The organism is Pseudomonas antarctica, assembly GCF_001647715.1.
In the GTDB taxonomy this organism is placed as follows: Bacteria; Pseudomonadota; Gammaproteobacteria; order Pseudomonadales; family Pseudomonadaceae; genus Aquipseudomonas; species Aquipseudomonas antarctica_A.
This window is the reverse complement of sequence record NZ_CP015600.1, coordinates 420,712-444,634: the sequence shown is the minus strand read 5'-3', so window position 1 is coordinate 444,634 and position 23,923 is coordinate 420,712. Positions and strand designations below refer to the sequence as shown.

Sequence of the window (23,923 nt, the reverse complement as noted above, 5' to 3'; positions counted from 1 at the left end):
TCCCTAAGTTATCGATGAGACAAAGCCGAGTCGTAATGGACCTTGGCCGCTTGCCCTGCGGCGGGCTTGACCCACAGCAGGTAGGCGAGCACCAGCAGCACGATCCAGACGGCGCCGACCAGCAAAGCGGCCTGGGTGTCCGGGAAGTAACCCAGCACGCCAAACACGAACAGCATGAACACAATGGCGGCCGCTGGCGCGTAGGGCCAGAACGGTACCGGGAATTTCAGCTCGGCGACCTGCGCCTTGGTCATCGAACGGCGCATCGCGACCTGAGTGAACAAAATCATCAACCACACCCACACCGTGGCGAAGGTGGCAATCGAGGCGATCAGCAGGAACACGTTTTCCGGGATGAGATAGTTGAGCACTACGCCGCCAAGCAGCGCCGCGCCCATCACCACCACGGTCATCCAGGGCACGCCTTGCTTGGACAACTGAGCAAAGCCCTTGGGCGCGTGGCCTTGCTGGGCCAGGCCGTACATCATGCGGCCGGCGCCGAAGATGTCACTGTTGATGGCCGAGACCGCCGCCGAGATCACCACGATGTTGAGGATGGTCGCTGCCGAGCCTATCCCTAAGTTGCTGAAGATCTGTACGAACGGGCTGCCCTGGCTGCCGATCTGCGGCCACGGGTAAATCGCCATCAGCACAAACAGGGTCAGCACGTAGAACAACAGGATGCGCAGCGGCACCGCGTTGATCGCCTTGGGGATAACGCGTTGCGGGTCCTTGGCTTCACCGGCGGTGATGCCGATGATTTCGATGCCGCCGAAGGCAAACATAACCACCGCGAACGAGGCAATCAGGCCGCCGATGCCATTGGGCATGAAGCCGCCGTGGGCCCACAGGTTGCTGAGGCCACTGGCTTGAGTCTCACCCGCCGAGTGGATGCCGAACAACATGATGCCGAAGCCGCCGAGGATCATCGCCACAATGGCGCCAACCTTGAGCAGCGACAACCAGAACTCCATCTCGCCAAACACTTTGACGCTGCACAGGTTCAGGCCGCCGATCAAAAACACGATGCCGAGCACCCACACCCAACGCGCGACTTCAGGAAACCAGAAGCCCATGTAAATGCCGAAGGCGGTGACATCGGCGAGGCAGACGATGATCATTTCAAACGCGTAGGTCCAGCCGAGGATAAACCCGGCCATGGGACCCAGGTAGGTGCTGGCGTAATGACCGAAGGAGCCGGACACCGGGTTATGCACGGCCATTTCGCCGAGGGCGCGCATCACCATGAAGACCGCGGCACCGCCAATCAGGTAGGCCAGCAGGACGGCTGGGCCCGCCATCTGGATGGCCGAGGCGGAGCCATAGAACAACCCGGTGCCGATCGCGGAACCGAGTGCCATGAAGCGAATATGTCGGGCGCTGAGCCCGCGTTTCAAACCCTTTTCTTGCTGGTGCATTTCTCTTCCCTAGTTATTTTTATCCCGAGAAAATTCAAAGCTGCGAACGCTCAAAATGTGGGAGCTGGCTTGCCTGCGATGGCTATCTGTCAGTTGATACATCTTTGACTGATACACCGCTATCGCAGGCAAGCCAGCTCCCACATTGGACAGCGGCGAGCTTAGAGGCTTGGCAGCAACTTGACCGGCACCAGCTCATTCAGACAGCGGCTGGCGAGCAGCTCCGTGGCGGCGATGATGTCCGGGGCAAAGAAGCGGTCCTTGTCGTAGAACCCCACTTTGGCGCGCAGGATGTCACGGGCTTTTTCCAGCTTCGGCGAAGTCTTCAGGCCGTCGCGCAGGTCCAGGCCCTGGCAGGCAGCCAGCCATTCAACGGCGAGGATGCCACGGGTGTTCTCAGCCATTTCCCAAAGACGCTTGCCCGCAGCCGGGGCCATGGACACGTGGTCTTCCTGGTTGGCCGATGTCGGCAAGCTGTCGACGCTATGCGGATGGGACAGCGCCTTGTTCTCGCTGGCCAGTGCTGCCGCCGTCACCTGGGCGATCATGAAGCCGGAGTTCACCCCGCCATTGCCCACCAGGAACGGCGGCAGTTGCGACATGTGCTTGTCCATCATCAGCGAGATACGACGCTCGCTCAGGGAGCCGATTTCAGCGATGGCCAGCGCCATGTTATCCGCGGCCATGGCCACCGGTTCGGCGTGGAAGTTACCGCCGGAGATCACGTCGCCTTCGGCTGCGAACACCAGCGGGTTATCCGACACGGCGTTGGCTTCTACCACCAGCACTTCGGCGGCCTGGCGGAATTGAGTCAGGCAGGCGCCCATGACTTGCGGCTGGCAGCGCAGGGAGTACGGGTCTTGCACCTTGTCGCAGTTCTGGTGCGACTGGGAGACCTGGCTGCTTTCGCCCAGCAGGTCGCGATAGGCCGCAGCCGAATCGATCTGCCCACGTTGGCCACGCGCCGCGTGAATACGTGCATCGAACGGCGAGCGCGAGCCCAGCACGGCTTCCACGGTCAGGCCACCACACGCGAGTGCGCCGGCGAACAAATCTTCGCCTTCGAACAGGCCACGCAGGGCGTACGCGGTGGACACCTGGGTGCCATTGAGCAGCGCCAGGCCTTCCTTGGCGGCGAGGGTCAGCGGCGCCAGGCCGGCGACTTTCAGCGCTTCGGTGGCTTCCAGCCATTCGCCTTTGTAGCGCGCCTTGCCTTCGCCCAGCAGCACCAGCGACATGTGCGCCAATGGCGCCAGGTCACCGGATGCACCGACCGAACCTTTGAGCGGGATGTGTGGGTACACCTCGGCGTTGATCAACGCGATCAGCGCGTCGATCACCTGGCGGCGAATCCCGGAGAAGCCACGGCTCAGGCTGTTGACCTTGAGCACCATGACCAGCCGCACCAGCGCATCGCTGATCGGCTCACCGACGCCGGCAGCGTGGGACAGCACCAGCGAACGCTGGAGGTTTTCCAGGTCTTCGCAGGCGATGCGGGTCGAGGCCAGCAGGCCGAAACCGGTGTTGATGCCGTAGGCGGTGCGATTCTCGGCGAGAATCTGCTCCACGCAGGCAACACTCGCTTCGATCTGCGCCGTGGCGCTGTCATCCAGGCTGAGGGTTACCGGCTGCTGGTAGATGGCCCGCAGTTGGGCGAGGCTCAGTTGGCCTGGAATCAGATTTAGCGCAGTCACATTCATACTCCTTGTGAATTGTTCTTGTGAATACTTCTTTTGAATAAGTATTCAGTGCAAATTCGGTAATACGTGGTGCAGCAAAGCGGTGTCGTTGAGCAGCGCGGCGGCGCTCGCGATGTCCGGCGCCAGCCAACGGTCCTGTTCGTACGGCGGGACCTTTTCACGCAGCAAGCGCCAGGCGCTGTCAGTGCCTGCGCCGAAACGCTGATCCTTGAGAAACTCGAACGCCTGGGCCGCCAGCAGGTACTCGATGGCGAGAATCTGGGTGACGTTGGCCAACAGCTGATGCAGCTTGAGCGCGGCATTGGTGCCCATGCTCAGATGGTCTTCCTGCAGGCCCGAGGTGACGAAGTTGTCGAGCACCGCCGGTTGCGCCAGTTGGCGGTTTTGCCCACACAGCGAGGCGGCGACGTACTGCACGATCATCATCCCGGAGTTGACCCCGGGGTTGCTGACCAGGAACGCCGGCAAGCCGCTGACATGCGGGTTGATCAGGCGGTCCAGGCGGCGTTCGGCCACGGAGCCGATTTCGGCCATGGCGATGGCGAGCATGTCGGCCGCCAACGCCACGGACTGCCCATGCGGGTTGGCCTGGGACACCACGCGGTAGTTGTCCGGGGTGCCGAGCACCAGCGGGTTGTCGGTGGCGCTGTTGAGTTCGGTCTCGATCTGGCGCGTGGCGTGTTCAACCTGGTCACGCGCCGCGCCGTGAATCTGCGGGATCGAGCGGATGCTCAAGGCATCCTGAGTGCGAATACCTTTGCTGCTGGCGATCACTTCACTGCCGTCGAGCAAGGCGCGCAGGTTGATACCCACGTGTTGCATGCCGGGGTGCGGCTTGAGGGCGATGATGGCTTCGTCAAACGCGTCGATCTGGCCGCGCTGGGCCTCGAAGCTCATGGCGCCGATTACGTCGGCCCATTGCAGCAAATGATGCGCATCGGCCAGGGCCAGGCAGCTCAGGCCGGTCATGCACGGCGTGCCATTGACCAGGCACAGGCCGTCCTTGGCGCCGAGCACCACCGGCTGCAAACCTTCTGCGCTCAGGGCCTGTTGCGCCGGGACGACGCGGCCCTGGTAGCTCACATTACCAACGCCGAGCAAGGCCACGCCGACGTGGGCCATGTGGGTCAGGTAACCCACCGAACCCTGGGACGGCACTTGCGGCGTGATGCCGTGGTTAAGCAGTGCCAGCAACGAATGCACCACCTGCGGATGCAGGCCGGATTTGCCGTGGCTGTAGTTGATGATGGCCGCGCAAATAATCGCGCGGGTCTGCTCGTCGCGGAGCACCGGGCCGACGCCACAGGCGTGGCTCAGCAAGGTATTGCGCGACAGCTGGCTGAGTTGCTCACCCTTGAGCGACACATTGCACAGCGCGCCCAGGCCGGTGTTCACGCCATAGGCGCGTTCACCGCGGGTGACGATGCGCTGCACGATGGCCTGGGCATTGTCGATGCGCGCCCAGGCGTGGCCCGAGAGTTCGAGCACTGCGCCGTGACGAGCCACGGCGACCACGTCCTGCCAGCGCATCGGGGCGTCGGCGATGATGATTTTTGCTGCCTGGGACATCTTCATACCTTCTTCAATTCTTGTGCAGCCTTACCGGCCTCTTCGCGGGCAAGCCCGCTCCCACAGGGGACCGCACTCCAAATGTGGGAGCGGGCTTGCTCGCGAAGAGGCCAGCCGGCTCACCACAAAATCCGGATCAGACCACCGCCGCCCGCCGCTGAACAAACCGGTCCACATACTCATCCGCCGGCGAATGCAGAATCTCGCGCGGCGTGCCGACCTGGATCAGCTTGCCGTCCTTGAGGATCGCAATGCGGTTGCCAATACGTACGGCTTCGTCGAGGTCGTGGGTGATGAACACGATGGTCTTGTGCAAAGTCTTTTGCAGCTCCAGCAACTGGTCCTGCATCTCGGCGCGGATCAGCGGGTCGAGCGCACTGAAGGCTTCGTCCATCAGAATGATGTCGGTGTCAGCCGCCAAGGCGCGGGCCAGGCCCACACGCTGGCGCATGCCGCCGGAAAGCTGGTGCGGGTATTTGTTTTCGTAGCCTTTGAGGCCCACGGTTTCGATCCAGTGCAGCGCGCGTTCGGCGCAGACCTGCTTGGTTTCGCCACGCACTTTCAAGCCGTAGGCGACGTTGTCGAGCACACTCTTGTGGGGCAGCAGGCCGAAGCTCTGGAACACCATGCTGATCTTGTGCCGACGGAATTGGCGCAGGGCTTCCATGTCCAGTTGCAGGATATCTTCGCCGTCCACCAGGATCGCGCCGCTGGTGGGGTCGATCAGGCGGTTGAAGTGGCGCACCAGTGTGGATTTGCCGGAGCCCGATAGCCCCATGATCACAAAGATCTCGCCGGTGCCGATGCTCAGGGACAGGTCGTTCACGCCGACCACGCAGCCGGTCTCGGCCAGCACCTGGTCCTTGGTCTTGCCCTGGCCAACCAGCGCCAGCGCTTCCTTGGAGCGGTTGCCGAAGATCTTGAAGACGTTCTTGACTTCAATTTTGCTGACAGTAGTCATTTGTTCGCCTCATGCCGTGGACGACCATAGGCCTGGGTAATGCGGTCGATGACCACTGCAAGAATCACGATCGCCAGCCCGGCTTCGAGGCCACGGCCAACGTTAAGGGTCTGGATGCCGACGAGGACGTCTTCACCCAGGCCACGGGCACCGATCATCGAGGCGATCACCACCATCGACAGCGCCATCATGGTGGTCTGGTTGATCCCGGCCATGATACTCGGCAGCGCCAGCGGCAGTTGCACGCCGAACAGTTGCTGCCAGCGGTTGGCACCGAAGGCATTGATGGCTTCCATGACTTCGCCGTCGACTTGGCGAATGCCCAAATCCGTCAGGCGAATCAGCGGCGGCGCGGCGTAGATCACCGTGGCGAAAATCGCCGGCACCTTGCCGAGGCCGAACAGCATCAGCACCGGAATCAGGTACACGAAGCTGGGCATGGTTTGCATGATGTCGAGCAACGGCATCAGCACCGAACGCAGGCGATTGCTGCGTGCCGACAGAATGCCCAGCGGAATGCCGATCAGCACCGAGATCACCGTGGCGACCATCATCAGTGCGAGCGTTTGCATCAGCTTGTCCCACAGGCCCACCGCGCCCACCAGGAACAGCAACCCGACGATGACCGCCGTGGTCACCACCTTGCGGGTGGCGTGCCAGGCGATCCCGCCGACGATGGCCAGCATCAGCCACCAGGGCGCCGCGCGCAGCAACCCTTCCAGGTTGACGATGGCCCACAGCAGGGTATCGGAGATGTGCCGGAACACATCGCCGTAGTTGGTGACCAGCGAGTCCACCCAACCGTTGACCCAGTCGGCGATGGAAAACGTAAAACTCTCAGGAAACATAGCGTGCTCTCGATCCAGTGGGTTGTGGCCGGGCGCCCGGTTGCCTGTGAGGGCAACCGGGAACGCTCAACCTACAAGGCCGCGTCGATTTTCTTGGCTGCGTCGTCGCTCACCCATGCGTGCCAGACTTCAGGATGTTCCTTGAGGAAAATTTTCGCCAGTTTTGGCGACTCAATTCGCTCTTTGGCCATGCGGCCCAGGTTCTGGTTCAGCAGTTCGATGGGCAGGTTGACCTTCTCCAGCACGGCCACCAGCTCCGGCGCTTGCTCGTGGAAGGTCTTGGACAAGCCAACCTTGATGCTCACGGTTTTATCCACACCGGGTTTTTCTTCCAGCTTGACCAGATCAACCTGGCCCATCAGCGGGGTGGGTGACCAGTAATAAAAGAGGATCGGCTCGCCACGCTTGTAGCTCGACAGCACCGCCGCATCCAGCGCCGGGCCGGTGCCTGGGCGGAAGTTGGTGTAGGTGCTTTCCAGGCCATAGCTTTTAAGCATTTCGCTGTTGTCCAGCTCACAGGTCCAGCCGGCCGGGCAGTTGTAGAAGCGGCCCTTGGATGGCTCTTCCTGATCCTTGAACACCGAAGCGTATTTGGCCAGGTCGGCGATGTTTTTCAGGTCCGGCGCCTTGGGTTCCAGCTTGCGCTTGGCGTCGCCTTCAATCACGTAACGCGGCACGTACCAGCCTTCGACAGCACCGACAACCGGGGCACCGACGCCGACGACTTTGCCGGCCTTCTCGGCCTTGTTCCAGACTTCGCTGCGGCCGACCCACTCTTCGGCAAACACCTGGATGTCGTTGCTGCTCAGGGCGTTTTCCATGGTGATGGAGTTGCCCGGCAGGCTGTCGGTTTTGCAGTCGTAGCCTTTTTCCAGCACGGTTTGCAGGATGTCGGTGAGCAACATGCCGCTTTCCCAGTTCAGGCCGGCGAATTTCACCGGTTTGCCGGATTCGCACCAACCGGCCGCCTGGGCGCCGGCGCTAGCCAGCAAGCCTGCAGAAAACAGTGATGCCAGCAGGGTTTTATTCATCTTCATTGTTGTGACGCTCCCAATCTTGAAATGGATTACGGCAGTCAGTAGGCGTCCTGCCCTGTCCACGTCCCATCAGGCTTGTGCGGCCAGCCCGTTTGTCGTTGGTGCAGCGCCCTGCTCTCGCGGCAGGATCAGTCGTTCAGGAATTGCGCTGTGCCACTTTTTCGCACAGACGTAATAGAGGGCTGCGGGAAGTACCAGACCGATGATCCAGGAAATATCCACATCACCCAGCGCGGCCACCAGCGGGCCGGTGTAGAACTTGGTGGAGATGAATGGCAATTGCACCAGCACGCCGAAGACATAGACGCTGATACCGAGCAGGTTCCAGCGACCGTAGCGACCGTTCGGGTCGGCCAGCGCCGGCACGTCATAGCGCTCGCGGGTGATGCAGTAGTAATCCACCAGGTTGATCGCACTCCAGGGCGTAAAGAACGCCAGCAGGAACAGGATGAAAGACTTGAAAGCACCGAGGAACGAGTGCTGGCCGAGCAACGCGATCAGGGTCGCAGTACCGACAATGACCAGCACGAAGACCAGGCGTTGCAGACGCGTGACCTCCAGGCGACCCCGAAAGCCGCTGATGATGGTCGCGATGCACATGAAACTGCCGTAGGAGTTCAGCGTAGAGATGGTGACCTTGCCGAAAGCGATGCTGAAGTACAGCAGCGCAGCCGTGGCACCCGTACCACTCAAACCAACGATGTAAGCCACTTCGTGACCTGCGAATTGCCCGTTGGACATGGCCGCGGCAAACACGCCGAGGATCATCGCTACCTGTGCACCAATGACCGAGCCCGCGCCAGCGGCGAGAAAGGTTTTCAGCGAAGACGTCTTGCTCGGCAAGTAACGTGAATAGTCCGCCACGTAAGGGCCGAAAGCGATCTGCCAGGAGGCCGCGAGCGACACCGCCAGCAAAAAACTGCTCCAACTGAAGTGACGGATTTGCAGGAGTGCGCCAACGTCGGTCTGGCTGATCAGGCGGCTGAACAGGTAGACGAAGGCAACCACACCGATGACGCTGGCGACGCGACCGATCCAATGGATCACCCGGTAACCGAGCACCGTGACCAGCACAATGACACTGGCGAAAATAAGGATACCGACGCTGTCGCTGACGCCAAACAACTGGCCCAGCGCTTGGCCGGACAGTACGGTGCCGGTCGCGGTAAAGCCGAGGTACATCAAACAGACCAGCACGATCGGGATGGCCGCGCCATAAACACCGAACTGTACCCGGCTGGAGATCATCTGCGGCAGGCCAAGCTTCGGCCCTTGCGCCGCATGCAACGCCATGACACCGCCACCGATCAATTGGCCGATCAACAGACCGATCAACGACCAGAACACATCACCGCCCAGCACCACGGCCAGGGCCCCGGTGACAATCGCGGTGATTTGCAGGTTGGCACCCATCCATAGGGTGAACTGACTGAACAGACGACCGTGTCTTTCCGCTTCCGGGATGTAGTCGATCGAACGCCTTTCGATCAACGGTGTGGTGCTTGCACGTGCGTCATTTGCAGCCATGTGTGTTCAACCTCTGATGGATTGTTTTTGTTTGCAACACAGATCAAATGTGGGAGCGGGCTTGCTCGCGAAAGCGGAGGGTCAGCTAACGATTACGGTGACTGGCACACCGCATTCGCGAGCAAGCCCGCTCCCACCTTGCATTACTTGATCATCGGAAGATCGAGGCCCTGCTCTTTGGCGCAGTCGATTGCGATCTGGTAACCGGCGTCTGCGTGGCGCATCACACCGGTGGCCGGGTCGTTGTGCAGTACGCGGGCGATCCGCTCGGCGGCTTCATCGGTACCGTCGCAAACGATCACCATGCCGGAGTGCTGGGAGAAGCCCATGCCCACGCCGCCGCCGTGGTGCAGCGAAACCCAGGTCGCGCCGCTGGCGGTGTTGAGCAAGGCGTTGAGCAGTGGCCAGTCGGACACAGCGTCGGAACCGTCCTGCATGGCTTCGGTTTCGCGGTTCGGGCTGGCGACCGAGCCGGAGTCGAGGTGGTCACGGCCGATCACCACCGGTGCCGACAGCTCGCCGCTGCGCACCATTTCGTTGAACGCCAGGCCCAGCTTGGCGCGCTGGCCCAGGCCCACCCAGCAGATACGTGCCGGCAGGCCCTGGAAGCTGATGCGCTCGCGCGCCATGTCCAGCCAGTTGTGCAGGTGCGCGTCGTCGGGGATCAGCTCTTTGACTTTGGCGTCGGTCTTGTAGATGTCCTGCGGGTCGCCGGACAGCGCCGCCCAGCGGAACGGGCCGATGCCACGGCAGAACAGTGGGCGGATGTAGGCCGGTACGAAGCCTGGGAAGGCGAAGGCGTCTTGCACGCCTTCTTCTTGCGCCATCTGGCGGATGTTGTTGCCGTAGTCGAAGGTCGGGATGCCTTGCTTCTGGAACTCGAGCATGGCTTTGACGTGCACGGCCATCGACTGCTTGGCGGCCTTGATCACAGCAGCCGGTTCGGTTTTGGCGCGGGCGCGGTATTCGTCCCAGGTCCAGCCGGCCGGCAGGTAGCCGTTGAGTGGATCGTGGGCGCTGGTCTGGTCGGTGACCATGTCCGGGCGCACGCCACGCTTGACCAGCTCCGGCAGGATTTCCGCCGCGTTACCCAGCAGGGCGATGGAGATGGCCTTGCCTTCCTTGGTGTATTTGGCGATGCGGGCCAGGGCGTCGTCGAGGTCGGTGGCTTGCTCGTCGACATAACGGCTGCTCAAGCGGAAGTCGATACTGACCTGCTGGCACTCGATGTTCAGCGAGCACGCCCCGGCCAGGGTTGCGGCCAGCGGCTGGGCGCCGCCCATGCCACCGAGGCCGGCGGTGAGGACCCAACGGCCGGTCAGGTCGCTGTTGTAATGCTGGCGACCGGCTTCGACGAAGGTTTCGTAGGTACCCTGGACGATGCCCTGGCTGCCGATGTAGATCCAGCTGCCGGCAGTCATCTGGCCGTACATGGCCAGGCCCTTGGCATCCAGCTCGTTAAAGTGTTCCCAACTGGCCCAGTGCGGTACCAGGTTGGAGTTGGCGATCAGTACGCGCGGAGCGTTGCTGTGGGTCTTGAACACGCCGACCGGCTTGCCGGATTGCACCAGCAGGGTCTCGTCGTCATTCAAATTGGTGAGGCTCTCGACGATCTGGTCGTAGCACTCCCAGTTACGCGCCGCACGGCCGATACCGCCGTACACCACCAGCTCTTTCGGGTTCTCGGCCACTTGCGGGTCGAGGTTGTTCATCAGCATGCGCAGCGGCGCTTCAGTCAGCCAGCTTTTGGCGGTGAGCTTGTTACCGCGGGCGGCGCGGATTTCGACGTCACGGTATTTTGTAGGCTTGGTCACTGCTAAGACTCCTCGGCGATCGATGCGCGAACATTGATGGTGCGAAGGAGAGTCTTACGCACACATCTTTACTTGTACATACAAGCATATGCAATCAAGCGGCCAACTTTCTTAGCGAGGGCGTGAGATTTTTTGGGAAGGTGTGTGAAAGCCTTGGAAATTAAGGCTTGGAAGCTTGATGAAATTTCTTACGGAGGAGTTTTGCAGCGAGGGAGATTGTTCATAACAGCGTGGCTTTGCGCCACGCTGGGGCATTCGGTAACAAATTGGTGCGCTGGCCGGAAACAGATCCCTTGAACAACACAGAAACAAATGTGGGAGCGGGCTTGTCTGCGATGACGGTGTGTCAGCCAGCACATCCAGTACTGATACACCGCCATCGCAGGCAAGCCAGCTCCCACAGTTTTTAACCGAGTGCGGTCAGTTCGATAATGCAGCAGCGGCCGGTAACCGAGAGGTCCAGCAGGTCGGTGTTACCGTCGATTTGCAGGCAGTCGTGATGACCCAGCTTTTGGTCCAGCACCTTCACTTCATCCGCAACGCTGAACACCAGCACGGTCTGCGCCGTACTGAAAAAACGCTGCACACCATCCATCCACTGCAAGCGTGCGTGGTAACGCTGCGGCGAATAAATCAGGTTGAAATCGCGGATCGGCCCGGTGATCAAACGGCATGACACCGTGCTTTCACCCTTGAACGCAAAGGGCTGTAGCGGTAACAGGCCGCGCTGTTCCTCGCCATCCACGGTCAGCACCATGCCCGCACCCTTGATCACGGTGATGATGCGCTGGTAGCCGGCGAAGGTGGAAAACCCACCCGACTCACCGATATCGGCAATCGACAGGCGCCAGCCAAAGCCATCCAGGCCTAAGCCTGCGTCACGGGTAATTTCTTCGGTGCTGCCGCCGCCGTTTTTCCAGGGCATACGGATGTAATCGGTGGCGCGCCAGACTTTCACTGCACTCATTTACTGAAACGTCCTTCCAGGCTATGACGGGAACCGGGGTGGATCAAACGCGCGGCGGTCACCGGCTGGCGACCGGACCAGGTGCGACGGCGGATCAACAGGCACGGCTCGCTGGGCTCGATCTGCAGCAACTTGCACTCTTCGGCATCGGCAAGGATCGCTTCGACCACGTGCTCGCCTTCGGTCAGCGGCGCAACCTGATTCAAATAGGCGTAAGGCGTTTGCTGGGTGAAATCCTGCTGCAAGTAATCCGGTGCCACCAGGGCGTTGACGAAACGGTCTTCGATTTGCACAGGAATGTCGTTCTCGAAGTGCACGATCAACGAGTGGAACACCCGCCCGCCTTCGCGCATTTCCAGGGCGACGGCGCGCTCGGAGCCTGCGGCCTCTTCGCACAGGTGAATGACCTGGCAGGTATGCCGATGACCGCGAGAGGCGATCTCATCGGCAATGTTGTGCACTTCAAACAGCGCCGACTGGCTCTTGGGTTCGGCGACGAAGGTACCGACGCCTTGCATGCGCACCAGCAACCCCTCCGCGGTGAGTTCGCGCAGGGCGCGGTTGATGGTCATGCGGCTGAAGCCCAGTTGGCTGACCAGCTCGCTCTCCGACGGCACGCGGTAATGGGGCGGCCAGTTGCCGTTGAGGATTTGCTGGCTGATCATCTGTTTGACGCGGGCATACAAGGGCGCCGGACTTTCGTCCATGTGGGCAGCCAGCGAAGACTTGGCGGGCGGAGTCGGCACAGGGAATCCTTGCAGGGGGAAAAGATGCATAGATTGCCGGAGTTTACCGAGCAGGCAAACGTCTGTATATGTATATACAAATAAACACACGACCGGGGTGCCTTGATCATGTCCGCTTTCTTTGCCGAACGCGCGCTGCTGCCTAATGGATGGGCCAACGATGTACGCTTTGAAGTCAGTGCCGATGGCTTGCTGACCCACGTTGAGCCCAACGCCAGTGCAGACGGCGCCGAACGGCTTAGAGGTCCGGTGTTGGCGGGTATGCCAAACCTGCATTCACATGCCTTCCAGCGCGCAATGGCAGGTTTGGCCGAAGTGGCCGGCAACCCGAATGACAGCTTCTGGACCTGGCGCGATTTGATGTACCGCATGGTCGGCAAGATCAGCCCGGAGCAATTGCAGGTCATCGCCCGCCAGTTGTATATCGAGATGCTCAAGGCCGGTTACACCTCAGTGGCGGAATTTCACTACGTGCATCACGACGTCAGCGGCCAGCCGTATGCCGACCGTGCGGAGCTGTCGCGGCAAATCAGCCAGGCGGCCGCCAGCAGTGGGATTGGCTTGACCTTGCTGCCCGTGCTCTACACCCACGCCGGGTTTGGTGGCCAGGCGCCGAACGAAGGCCAGCGACGCTTTATCAACAGCACCGAAAATTATCTGGACCTGCAAGCACGCCTCAAGCCGATGCTTGCCGCACAACCGGCGCAGCAGTTGGGCCTGTGCTTCCACTCGTTGCGCGCCGTCACGCCGCGGCAAATCAATGAAGTGCTGGCCGCCAGTGACAAGGCTTGCCCGGTGCACATCCACATCGCCGAGCAACAAAAAGAAGTCGATGACTGCCTGGCCTGGAGTGGCAAACGCCCGCTGCAATGGCTGTATGACAACGTTGAAGTCGATGAGCGCTGGTGCCTGGTGCACGCCACCCACGCTGATCCTGACGAAGTCACGCGCATGGCCAAGAGCCGCGCAATTGCTGGCCTGTGCCTGACCACCGAAGCCAACCTGGGCGACGGGATTTTCCCGGCGGTGGATTTCCTCGCCCAAGGCGGACGCATGGGCATTGGCTCCGACAGCCATGTGTCACTCAGCGTGGTAGAAGAATTGCGCTGGCTGGAATACGGCCAGCGCCTGCGCGACCAGCGGCGTAACCGCTTGTACCGCGGTGATCAGCCAATGGTCGGCCGCACACTGTTTGATGCTGCATTGGACGGTGGCGCCCAGGCGCTGGGCCAGACGATTGGCCGCTTGGAAGTGGGCAAACGCGCGGACTGGCTGGTGTTGGATGGCAACGACCCGTACCTGGCAACGGCGACGGAGGACGGCATTCTCAATCGCTGGCTGTTCGCCGGTGGTGATCGGCAGGTGCGCGATGTGCTGGTCAACGGGAAGTGGGTAGTACGGGACGGGCATCATGCCGGTGAAGAGGAAAGCAGCCGCGCCTTCACGCAAGTGCTGAGGGATATGCTGGGCTAACAAACACTGCAAAACAAATGTGGGAGCGGGCTTGCTCGCGAATGCGGTGTATCAGTCATTACATCTGTCGACTGACACTCCGTATTCGCGAGCAAGCCCGCTCCCACATTTTGATTGGCGATGGTCCAGGTTTACTGCGAAGTCTTCGCCATCTGCTTGTCCGACGTACGCCAGATCAACCGCGTGGTGTCATACCCTTGCTGCCGCGCCCTGCTCAGCAGGTCTTCGCGGGTGTCGGCGCTGACCGTCGGCGTGCGCGACAAGATCCACATGTAGCGCCGGCTAGGGCTGCCAACGAGAGCGGTCTTGTAGTCATCACTGACGTACAGCACCCAGTAATCGCCCTTGGCGACGCCCGGCAGCAGCGCCGTGAACCAGTTATTGAATTCCACCCAGAGCTTGTCGGTCTTGCCGGGCACTTGCGGCGTGGCCGTGCCCTTGGCTTCTTCCCACTTCCACTCAGGCGTCAGGCAGCGGTTGAACACCGACATGTCGCCATCCGGCAGCAGGCTGTAGCGGGCTTCGGACTGCGCACAGTTACGCTGGAAATACATCGGCAATCGGGCCAATTCGTACCAGGTCCCCTGGTAACGCTTCAGGTTGACGTTGCTCGCTGTCTTGGGTTGCAGATCATCGCCAGAATGGCTGGCGCAGCCCGCCAAAAACAGGCTGGCGCAAAGGAACAAAACAAAACGGATCATTCTTCTTCTCCCGCAGGCTCGCGCCCCGGTTTACTTCAGGCCTTGCCCGGAAAACATCAGAACTTTGTCACCGGCGTACTGCACGCTGATAAAGCTGTTTTTATCGCCCCACGTGCAACTGGACATACCCAGTGCGCCGGAACAATCGGTCGGCTTGCCCAGCAACGACTCAACGTCGGCCTTGGCCATGCCAGCCGACAGCTTCGCGTAATTTTCTTGATTGACCTTGCTGCAAGCGGCTAACAGCACGCAAAAAGCCAGCAAGGCGAGACGGCGTAAAGACATGGAAAAGCTCCTGAAGAGACGAAGCAGCTGGGGTATCTGCCAGAAGCTTAGAAGGGAAAAGGGGTGTCTGGTTCCCGACGAGCGAAAACAAAAAAGCCCCGAAAACGCTGAAACGTTTCGGGGCTTTTTAATTACCGCAAAGTTTTACTTCTTGTGGTAACCGGTCACACGCTCAACCTCTTCCTTCGAACCCAGGAACACCGCCACACGCTGGTGCAGGCCTTCAGGCTGGATGTCGAGGATGCGCTGGTGGCCGTCGGTGGACGCGCCGCCTGCTTGCTCAACCAGAAACGACATCGGGTTGGCTTCGTACATCAAGCGCAGTTTGCCAGGCTTGGAGGGCTCGCGGCTGTCACGTGGGTACATGAACAGGCCACCACGGGTCAGGATACGGTGCACGTCGGCCACCATCGCGGCGACCCAGCGCATGTTGAAGTTCTTCTTCAACGGGCCTTCCTCACCTGCCATCAACTCGCCGACGTAGCGAGTCACCGGCTCTTCCCAGTGGCGCTGGTTGGACATGTTGATCGCAAATTCCTGGGTGGAGGCAGGAATAGTGATGTCTTCGTGGGTCAGCACGAAGCTGCCCATTTCACGGTCCAGGGTAAAGCCTTTGACGCCGTCGCCCAGGGTCAGCACCAGCATGGTCTGTGGGCCGTAGATCGCATAACCGGCAGCGACCTGCTCGGTGCCTGGCTGCAGGAAGGCCTTTTCGTTCAGGGCTTCGTTCTGGCTCAGGTACTCGTTCGGGCAACGCAGTACCGAGAAGATGGTGCCGACCGGCGCGTTGATGTCGATGTTGGACGAACCGTCCAGTGGGTCGAATACCAGCAGGTACGCGCCTTTTGGGTACTTGCCCGGGATCTGGTAGGCATTGTCCATTTCTTCGGACGCCATGCCGGCCAGGTGACCGCCCCATTCGTTGGCTTCGAGCAGGATCTCGTTGGAGATGACGTCGAGCTTCTTCTGCACTTCGCCTTGAACGTTTTCAGTGCCCATGCTGCCCAGGACACCACCCAGTGCGCCTTTGGACACGGCGTGGCTGATTTCCTTGCAAGCACGCGCCACCACTTCGATAAGGAAGCGCAGATCGGCAGGCGTGTTGTTGCTGCGGGTCTGCTCGATCAAATAGCGACTCAGGGTAACGCGGGACATGTAAGGCTCCGGAGAATGGGGGGCTTATAAACCCGCGCAGTTTAACGCGAGTCGAGGCGTATTTCCTCTAATCAGAGGATTTAACTCCAATAGAGTTCACGGTTTGCCCGCTGGCGTGCGCAACAAACTGTAGGCCATCGCCCCCAGTGCCGCCACACCCAGCAGGAGCACGGCCCACAGGCCAAGTTTCTTCCAGTCGGTGCCCATTTCGGGCAATGGGGCAACGGCGAGGGGTTTGACCACCGCCTCTCCTGTGACCGTGGCCTGACCCAACGTCTTGAGGCGCTCGGCGCTGTAGTCGGGGATCAGGGTCGACAACGGCAGGTTTGCTGCCTTGACTGAGCCATTACCCAACGCCAGGGTGAACGGCGGTTCACCCCGCGCCAGGAATACCAACTGGGTGGTGCGCACAGCAAAGCGCAAAGCCGGGGCTTCGATGCCCAAGCCGCCGCCGCGCTCATCCACCTGCAGTTTTAGCTCGGCCACGGCCTGGCCAGGCAGCTGCAATTCGTCCTGCACCACGTCCTGGCCGTTTTGGGTCAGGCGGTACAACAAACCGTTGCTCAGCGGCTGCCAGGCTTGATTGGCGTCACGGCGCCCCGCCAACGTTACCGGCGCCAGCGTATTGGGCTGCTTCAACTCAATGCGCAAGCGCTCGACATGCAGCCCCGTCGGCAGCTGCCAGCTGTATTCGCCCGCCTTGAGCCGCGTCCCCGACAAGGGCTGTGACCACACCAACGGCAGCGGCAGGCTGCTGCTTGTGGCGCTCACAAGCTTGGCCGAGGTCAGCGTCGGCGCGACCTGGCCCTGCCACACCAAACGCAGGTAACGCGCCGACTGCCCCGGCAGGCTGACGTCATGCTGTTCGACGCGCTCATCGGCAAACGACAGGCGTGCCACCTGCCCATCGCCCCACGACTGCCAGTGCTGCAAGTCATCACTGGCTTCAATGCTGAAACGCTGGAAGCCATCCTGCTCACGGCTCCAGTCCAGGCTCAGTTGCTGCAACGGCGCCTTGATCGCGCTGGCATCCAGCACCCAGCCACGCAGCACTTCTTTGCCCGCCTTGGCTGGGCGGACTTCCAACAACGTGCCTTCGGCGGTGGATTTCATCACCACGTCCGGCACGTTCTCACGGGTGTCTGCGGCGTACAGCGGGAACCACTTCACGTCAGCCACATCGCGGCTTTCAGTACGCTGCGCCGATTGACGCGACAGCGCATAGGCTTGGGGCTCACCGGCGGCATTGAACACTCGCACATCACTGAGATCAGCCTGGCGCGCACTCAATTGCACCGCCAATGGCAGCTCCAGGCGATACCAGGGGCCGTTGCCGCTCACAGCCAGCGGCACGTGCGAGGTGAAGTCGGCGGGCGTTTCCTCGGCCCACACCGACAACGTCGTACACACGCCCACCGCGATTACGCTCAACTTACCGATCAAGAGGATGCTCCTTCAGTTTCCAACACCGGTTCGGCGCGCTTGGGCGGCAGCGGCGCAAAGTAGCCCACCACCAGCAACAACCCGCCCACACCGATAAACGACACGATCCGCGCCAGCCCGCCACGGTTGCTCAGTTCGACAAAGAACAGCTTGGCGACCACTAGCGCAATCAGCGCCGCGCCGATCAGCCACACTTCGCGACGATGGCGCAGATGGCCGCCGATCATCAGGCCGAGAGCGACCAAGGTCCACACAATCGACAGGCCGGCCTGGACCAACATCGACTCCAGCAATGCATCCAGCTCGAAGGGCACGCCAGCCCAATGGTGGGCAGTACGCATCACCAATGCCGTAAAGAAGGCAAACAGCGAAATACCCGCGACACCTTGGGCGATCAGCTCAGTACGCGGCCCGCGTTGCGGCGCCACGCTGCGCGACCATAAATACACACCCAGCAGTGCAAACAGCAGGCCCAGATCCAGCGGGTTGAGCAGCGGTACATACGGCAGCGGTTTGGCCGTACCGTCACTGAAGATATTTGCCAGCCAGAACCAGCCGAGCATCAATACCGCCAGCGGCAACGCGGCCAGCACGCGGTATTCACGCGGATACGCCGACACCGGCCACGGCCAGCTGCGCGGCGCAGCCGCCAGCACCAGGTACAGGCTCGGCAGAATCGCCCAACCCAACCAGCGCCAGGCGTTGTACTCGCTCGACAGCAACAGCAGGCCGTAACGCAGCTCCAGCGCCAACACGCCGATCAACATCCAGCAGCCGAGCACGTGAGCGATGCTCAACACGTTGCCCGGCACCCGCGCAGCCAAACGGCGCAGCGCGATGAAATGCACAACGAACACCGCCAACCAAGCCAGCCAGCCGTACTGCGCCGCCGGGTGGTAGTAGTCATGGGCAGACACCAGCAACACCACGCCCGCCGCCGGCATCAGCAAGGCGCACAGCATGCCCAGCGACGCCCAGCGCAAACGTTCGGCCAGCACTGCCCAGATCGCCACGCTCACCGCCGCGATGCCGAGCAAAAATGGCCCCTGCAGCTCCTGCGGGATAAACCGCAACACTTCACCGATCAGCGCCAGCGTCCACCAGGCCGCGCCCCACACCAGCAGCAGGTCGGACAGGCGTTGCAGCTTCAACACAGCAAACACCGGCGCATGCGGTTCACGCTGCAAGCGCCAGGCGCCCACCATCGCGGCCAAGCCCAGCACCATCGGCGTCCAGAAACCGCTGTGCGCCAAGGGGCGCAAGCCTTCGCTGCTCAGCGGCCCGAGCAACTGCGGCGCCGCCAACAGGAACGAGCCGCCGCCGATCAATTGCAGCAGCAATCCAAACACGAAGCTGACACGCTGTTGCAGGTACAGGCTCAGCCAGATGATCAACAAGCCACTGGCCGCCCACACGCCGCTGGCACTTTCCCAAGGCAGTACAAACAGCACGGCGAGATTGATCAGCACCAAACCTGCGAGCAACACCACTGACAGGCCACGCAGCAGCCGCACATCGCTGCGCACCCTGTCGTCGCGCGCCGCCAGCAGCATGCCGCCGATCAAGGCGAGGCCGATCAGCGAGGCCGTCAACAAGCCGGACCAACCCGCACTGAAGACCGCCGCCCCGTCGCCGCCTTGCAAGCGCAGCAGGAACAACGCCCCGCCAAGCAATTGCACGGCGAAGGCGGTAAACAGGAAGGTACGCGAGCCGATGCGCAGGCCGATAAACAGAGTGACCAGACCGGCTATTGCCCAACTGATGGCGGTGCCTTGGGTCAGTAACAGCAACGGCGCGAGCAGGTACAAAAAGGTCAGGCCCAGGCTTGCTAGCACGGGCAGGCCTTTGCGCTCCCAATCCGCAGCCTGTTCAGTCGGTGCCTTGCGCAACTGAGCGAAGCTGAACAGCAATGCCCCGCCCAGCAGCAGCGCACCCAACGGCGCACCGTCGAGCAAGGTCTGTGCGCCAACGCGCAGCTCGCTGAGGAACGCCAGCGCCGACCCCAACTGCAACAACAGGCCAAATGCCCGTGCCAACGGCCGCTGCTGACGCAAGCCAAGCCAGAAGATCCCGGCGCCCTCCACCGCCCACGCGGCAGCCGTCCAGCGTGCATCGAGGCCCAGGGGAATCGCCAGGCTGGCAAAGATCACACCCAGCGCCAGGCAGGTTTCCGCCAGCAACAAGGCGCGCCCACCCCTCAACAACCGGGCCAGGCCCATGTAGATAATTCCCAGGCCCAACGCACTGAACGCGGCGGCAAAGTCCAGGTGCTGCACCAGCGCGAACTGCAAGCCAAAGCCCACCAGCGGCGGGCCGAACAGCATGCTGCCGTCGACATAATCGCCCTTGGCCGCCGACCAGCGCAGCAGTGCGCCACGGCTGTCGTCCTCAGGCGCGCCGCTCATCTCCTGCAATTTTCGCCGGGCGAACAACAAGCCGATGGCCAGGTACATCAGGAAAAACACAATCAGAAACGGCTCGGTGCTCCACAGCAGTTCCGGTGTGTAGGAACGCATGCCCCAGGCGAAACCGATGCCGAAGGTGCCAACAAAGCCGATCAGGTTGAGCAAGCGCCAGGCCTTGAACCAGGCGATGGCGAGGATGCCGGCGTTGAGCAGTGCGAAGTAGCTGAACAGCGCCACATGGTTACCGGCGCCGGTAGAGGTCAGGATCGGCGCGGCAAAACCACCCAACGCTGCCGCGCAGGCCAGGCCGAGGGCGTCCTGGGTGATCGCCAGGATCGCCGAGAACACCGTGACCGCCACCAGCAGGCCGAGTGCCGCGCCTGGGTCGATCAACGGGTGCAGGCGCATCGCAGCGAACACGGTCAGGTACAACACGGCAATGCCGGTGCCTTGCAGCATCAAGCCGTAATTGCTGTTACGCAGCCGCAGCCACCAGCCCAGGCCAAGCAGGCCGATGGCGGCGGCGGCAACGCCGGCGTAACGCAGCTCGATCGGCACCACCACGCCTTCGGTGGCGTAGCGCAGCAGAAAGGCCAGGCCGAGAAATAGAAGCACGACGCCGACGCGCAGCACGGTGTTACCGCCAAACAGCCAATTGCGCGCGCCACTGATGGCCCGTTCGATCAGGTTGGGGCCTCGGGGAATGGCAGGTGCTTCAGGTTGCGGCGTCGGCGCTGGGGCCCAGACGTCAGCCAGCAGTGGCTGGCTGGCCTCGGCCATCACGGCGACAGGCGCCAGTTCGGCAGGCAACTCCCAGACAAGTTCGGGTTTTTCAACGACAGGTGCAGGTTCAGGGATGGGTGCTTCGACAATCACGCTGTTGGTCGGCGCGGGCACTTCCAGTTGCCGCAGGCGCTCACCCAGCGCTATCAATGCCTTCTGTGTAGTCTCTAACTGACGCGCTTGCTGGTCTGCTTGGTCGGACAGCCTCGACAGACGAATCGCCTGGCCAATGCCCAACCCCAGCAGCGCACCGAAGCCGGCATCGGTGAACGACTCATCGAGTGTCCAACCGAGCACCAGGCCAATCAGCATGAAAATCCATTGCATGGTCGATATCCCTAAGCAGCCCGAGGCGGGCGTAAGCGTTGCTCAGTATATCGACACCGAACCAATGTGGGAGCGGGCTTGCCCGCGATAGCGGTGTGTCAGTCGACATATTTGCAAACTGACAGCGCGCTATCGCGGGCAAGCCCGCTCCCACATTTGGATCTGCGGTGCTTAGTCGAGCGCTTTCCAGATCTCGGTGGCGTATTCGCGGATCGTCCGGTCCGACGAGAACCAGCCCATGCGCGCCGTATTGAGCACCGCCGAACGCCACCACGCCTTCGAGTCGTGCCAATGCGCCTCGACACGCGCCTGGGCATCCCAGTAGGAGTCGAAGTCGGCACACACCAGGAAGCGGTCGTAGTCGATCAGGCCGTCGATCAAGCCCACATAACGGCCCGGATCATCCGGCGAGAACACCCCGCCGCGGATCGCTTGCAACACATCGTTGAGACGATGGGAGGCTGCCACTTCCGGCCCGGCGTGGAATTCACCAGCGTGCTTGCGGGCTTCCACTTGTTCGGCGCTGAGGCCGAAGATAAACATATGCTCGGCGCCCACGCGCTCGTGCATCTCCACGTTAGCGCCGTCCATGGTGCCGATGGTCAGCGCGCCATTGAGGCCGAACTTCATGTTACTGGTGCCCGAGGCCTCAAAACCGGCAGTGGAAATCTGCTCCGACAAGTCCGCCGCCGGAATGATGCTTTCCGCCAGGCTGACGTTGTAGTTGGGCAAGAACACTACCTTGAGCAAACCGCGCACGGTGGGGTCGTTGTTCACGGTGCGGGCGATGTCATTGGTCAGTTTGATGATCAACTTGGCCTGGTGATAACTCGCGGCCGCCTTGCCCGCGAAGATTTTCACGCGGGGCACCCAATCGGTGCCCGGCTCGGCGCGGATTGCCTGGTACAAGGCCACGGTGTGCAGCAGGTTCAGCAGTTGGCGTTTGTACTCGTGGATCCGCTTGACCTGCACATCGAACATCGCCGCCGGGTTCACCGAAATGCCCAGGCGCTCGTGGATGATCTCGGCCAGTGCGCGCTTGCTGTGCAGGCGCTGTTCGGCGAAGGCTTTGCGGAAAACCTGCTTCTCGGCGAAGGTTTCCAGCTCCGTCAGGCGGGTTTCCATGGTGTCGAGAATGTCCGGGCCCAAGGCTTCCACCAGCATCTCGGTAAGCTTGGGGTTGGCCTGGTACAGCCAGCGGCGGAAGGTGATGCCGTTGGTTTTGTTATTGATGCGCTCCGGGTACAGCTTGTGCAGTTCGGAGAACACCGTGCTGCGCATCAGTTGGGTATGCAAACCGGACACGCCGTTGACGCTATGGGAGCCGAGGAACGCCAGGTTACCCATGCGCACGCGGCGGCCGTTGTCTTCTTCGATCAGCGACACCGCGCGCAGCACGTCGAAATCGTGGATGCCCTTGGCCCGCAGCGAGTCAATATGCTGGGCGTTGATCAGGTAGATGATTTGCATGTGCCGCGGCAGCATGCGTTCCATCAGGCCGACAGGCCAGGTTTCCAACGCCTCCGGCAATAAGGTGTGGTTGGTGTAGGAAAGCGTTTCAACCGTCACGTCCCACGCGGCTTCCCACGGGATGTCGTGCAGGTCCACCAACTGGCGCATCAGCTCGGCCACGGCGATGGATGGGTGGGTGTCATTGAGCTGGATGGCAGCGTGCTCGCCCAGGCTGAGCACCGAGCCGTGCATGTTTTTGTGGCGGCGCAACAAGTCTTGCAGCGATGCGGAAACGAAGAAGTATTCCTGGCGCAGGCGCAGTTCCTGCCCTGCTTCGGTGCTGTCGGCCGGGTAAAGCACACGCGAGATGCTTTCGGCGCGGGCCACTTCGGCGACGGCGCCCAAGTGGTCACCGGCGTTGAAACGCTCCAGGTGCAGGTCCTCCACGGCCCGTGCACGCCACAGACGCAGGGTGTTCACGCTGGCGCCGCGCCAGCCGACCACCGGGGTGTCATAAGCAACGGCGCGCACGGTTTCGTTGGGCGTCCACACCTGGATGAGCTTGCCGGAGGCGTCCGGCAGGGTTTCGACGCTGCCGCCAAAACCGATCGGGTAAATCACTTCGGCCCGCTCAAACTCCCACGGGTTGCCGAAGTCCAGCCAGCGCTCGGTCTGCTCCTGTTGCCAGCCATCCACAATCGCCTGGCGGAACAAGCCGTGCTCATAGCGAATGCCGTAACCGTGGCCGGCAATGCCCAAGGTGGACATGCTTTCCATAAAGCAGGCCGCCAAGCGGCCAAGGCCGCCGTTGCCGAGCGCCGCATCGGGCTCCAGCAGGCGGATGCGTTCCAGGTCGACGCCCAGTTCGGACAGGGCTTCGCGCGCAATCTCCAACACGCCGAGGTTGCTCAGGCTGTCATAGAGCAAGCGGCCGATGAGGAATTCCAGGGAGAGGTAATAAACCCGCTTCTGGCCTTTGCGGTAAATACGTCGCGTATGGTCCATCCAGTGGTCGACCATCTGGTCGCGGGCGGCCAGGGCAATGGCTTCAAACCAGTCGTGGTCGAAGGCGTGGTCGGGGTCTTTACCCACCGCGTAAGTGAGTTTGGTCAAGACAGCATCGCGGAATGCGGCTACCTCTGCTTCTCGTGCAAGCGGTTCCTGAGACATCGGTGCGACCTCGGGCGAGATTGAAGGAGTTGCTAGAGCCTAGTCGGTCTGACAGACGGTGAACGTGCTCGTTCGGCAGTTTTTTAACTCATTCACCTTTGCGGGAAATTGATGCAGGGGTCGTGCCCGATCGGTGGTTGAG

The 23,923-nt window shown here is 61.6% G+C and carries 17 protein-coding genes; 1 reads left to right on the top strand and 16 read right to left on the bottom strand.

The genetic code is table 11. The features are described 5' to 3' along the window. Positions 1 to 8: 8 nt before the first annotated feature. The 10 genes from A7J50_RS01770 to hutC form a co-directional block, all read right to left on the bottom strand. A complete protein-coding gene (locus tag A7J50_RS01770; RefSeq protein ID WP_064450272.1) occupies positions 9 to 1,418 on the bottom strand; it encodes an amino acid permease in 1,410 nt (469 codons plus the stop codon). A 161-nt stretch (positions 1,419 to 1,579) separates the two neighbouring features. Beyond that, on the bottom strand, positions 1,580 to 3,118 hold the full coding sequence (gene hutH, locus A7J50_RS01765; RefSeq protein ID WP_156526246.1) for a histidine ammonia-lyase: 1,539 nt from the start codon (positions 3,116 to 3,118) through the stop codon (positions 1,580 to 1,582). 45 nt (positions 3,119 to 3,163) lie between these two features. After that, complete coding sequence (locus A7J50_RS01760) at positions 3,164 to 4,687, bottom strand: HAL/PAL/TAL family ammonia-lyase (protein ID WP_064454839.1); 1,524 nt, start codon at positions 4,685 to 4,687, stop codon at positions 3,164 to 3,166. Between the two features lie 136 nt (positions 4,688 to 4,823). Then, positions 4,824 to 5,648 carry a quaternary amine ABC transporter ATP-binding protein gene (locus A7J50_RS01755; protein WP_046034013.1) on the bottom strand — a complete coding sequence of 275 codons (825 nt, stop codon included), beginning with the start codon at positions 5,646 to 5,648 and terminating at the stop codon, positions 4,824 to 4,826. Beyond that, positions 5,645 to 6,496, bottom strand: a complete 852-nt coding sequence (locus A7J50_RS01750) for an ABC transporter permease (RefSeq protein WP_064450271.1) — start codon at positions 6,494 to 6,496, stop codon at positions 5,645 to 5,647. The genes A7J50_RS01755 and A7J50_RS01750 overlap by 4 nt, the downstream gene beginning before the upstream one ends. 71 nt (positions 6,497 to 6,567) lie before the next feature. Continuing rightward, the gene (locus tag A7J50_RS01745; protein WP_064450270.1) at positions 6,568 to 7,533 is read right to left on the bottom strand and encodes an ABC transporter substrate-binding protein; all 966 of its coding nucleotides are present in this window, start codon (positions 7,531 to 7,533) and stop codon (positions 6,568 to 6,570) included. Positions 7,534 to 7,602: 69 nt separating this feature from the next. Further along, entirely contained in the window at positions 7,603 to 9,060 is a 1,458-nt protein-coding gene (locus A7J50_RS01740) for a purine-cytosine permease family protein (protein WP_064450269.1), read from the bottom strand. 143 nt (positions 9,061 to 9,203) lie between these two features. Next, positions 9,204 to 10,874, bottom strand: a complete 1,671-nt coding sequence (hutU, locus tag A7J50_RS01735) for a urocanate hydratase (RefSeq protein WP_064450268.1) — start codon at positions 10,872 to 10,874, stop codon at positions 9,204 to 9,206. 406 nt (positions 10,875 to 11,280) lie between these two features. After that, complete coding sequence (locus A7J50_RS01730; RefSeq protein ID WP_064450267.1) at positions 11,281 to 11,841, bottom strand: HutD family protein; 561 nt, start codon at positions 11,839 to 11,841, stop codon at positions 11,281 to 11,283. Further along, positions 11,838 to 12,548 (bottom strand): histidine utilization repressor, encoded by a 711-nt coding sequence (gene hutC, locus A7J50_RS01725; protein WP_232000148.1) that lies wholly within the window; start codon positions 12,546 to 12,548, stop codon positions 11,838 to 11,840. The genes A7J50_RS01730 and hutC overlap by 4 nt, the downstream gene beginning before the upstream one ends. A gap of 147 nt (positions 12,549 to 12,695) precedes the next feature. Between hutC and A7J50_RS01720 the strand changes: the two genes are divergently transcribed. Next, positions 12,696 to 14,060, top strand: a complete 1,365-nt coding sequence (locus A7J50_RS01720) for a formimidoylglutamate deiminase (protein ID WP_064450266.1) — start codon at positions 12,696 to 12,698, stop codon at positions 14,058 to 14,060. 131 nt (positions 14,061 to 14,191) lie between these two features. On the opposite strand, the gene A7J50_RS01715 is transcribed toward A7J50_RS01720, so the two are convergent. From A7J50_RS01715 to A7J50_RS01690, 6 genes are all read right to left on the bottom strand, one after another. Next, complete coding sequence (locus tag A7J50_RS01715; RefSeq protein ID WP_064450265.1) at positions 14,192 to 14,761, bottom strand: lipocalin family protein; 570 nt, start codon at positions 14,759 to 14,761, stop codon at positions 14,192 to 14,194. Between the two features lie 30 nt (positions 14,762 to 14,791). Further along, positions 14,792 to 15,046, bottom strand: a complete 255-nt coding sequence (locus A7J50_RS01710; protein WP_064450264.1) for a hypothetical protein — start codon at positions 15,044 to 15,046, stop codon at positions 14,792 to 14,794. Between the two features lie 144 nt (positions 15,047 to 15,190). Beyond that, a complete protein-coding gene (locus A7J50_RS01705; RefSeq protein WP_053253909.1) occupies positions 15,191 to 16,201 on the bottom strand; it encodes a class 1 fructose-bisphosphatase in 1,011 nt (336 codons plus the stop codon). Positions 16,202 to 16,297: 96 nt separating this feature from the next. Next, positions 16,298 to 17,641, bottom strand: a complete 1,344-nt coding sequence (locus tag A7J50_RS01700) for a DUF3999 domain-containing protein (protein ID WP_064454838.1) — start codon at positions 17,639 to 17,641, stop codon at positions 16,298 to 16,300. Further along, the gene (locus tag A7J50_RS01695) at positions 17,641 to 21,159 is read right to left on the bottom strand and encodes a DUF2339 domain-containing protein (RefSeq protein WP_064450263.1); all 3,519 of its coding nucleotides are present in this window, start codon (positions 21,157 to 21,159) and stop codon (positions 17,641 to 17,643) included. The genes A7J50_RS01700 and A7J50_RS01695 overlap by 1 nt, the downstream gene beginning before the upstream one ends. A gap of 171 nt (positions 21,160 to 21,330) precedes the next feature. Next, positions 21,331 to 23,781, bottom strand: coding sequence for a glycogen/starch/alpha-glucan phosphorylase (locus A7J50_RS01690; RefSeq protein WP_064450262.1), 2,451 nt, complete (start codon positions 23,779 to 23,781; stop codon positions 21,331 to 21,333). Between the last annotated feature and the right edge of the window lie 142 nt (positions 23,782 to 23,923).